Below are 504 nucleotides of genomic sequence, written 5' to 3' on the forward strand. Positions count from 1 at the left end.
GAGGTAGTTAGCGGCGCGCCACCAGGCGTCCACATCCTTGAGGGTGTCACTGAGCGGCTGGTCCGGTGCAACGGGTGCGGCAGTCATGCAGGCCTCCTGGGGTTGGGAACGGCTGAATGTTGGGCAGACGGATCAGGGGATTTCGACGACGACGTCGGAGGGTTTCTTGTCCGGGCGCAGTCCGCGCCAGGCGGGGTGGCGGAGCTTGCCGGTGGCGGTGCGTTCGGAATAGGTCACTTCACCCACCAGGACGGGACGGACCCATTGGGCGTCGGAGGCGTCCGCGTGGGGAACTCCCTCCAAGGGGGGTGTCTTGCGGGCCAGTTTTTTCAGTTTCCCGCCCACCAGGGCCAGATCTTTCTCGCTCAGGCCCGATCCAACCCGGCCAATGTAGGTCAGCTCATGACCGTCCGGAACGGCCACCAGCAGCGAACCGATCTTGGATGCCCGGTTGCCCTTGCCCGGGCGCCAGCCCACAATCACCACTTCCTGGGTGAAGGAATT

1 pseudogene is annotated in these 504 nt (G+C 64.9%); it reads right to left on the bottom strand.

Annotated features, from left to right (window positions below):
* Positions 1 to 132: 132 nt before the first annotated feature.
* Positions 133 to 504 (bottom strand): annotated as a pseudogene (locus CXQ90_RS21980) (ATP-dependent DNA ligase); the annotation flags it as partial.

Source organism: Arthrobacter sp. ZGTC131 (assembly GCF_002929275.1).
In the GTDB taxonomy this organism is placed as follows: Bacteria; Actinomycetota; Actinomycetes; order Actinomycetales; family Micrococcaceae; genus Arthrobacter.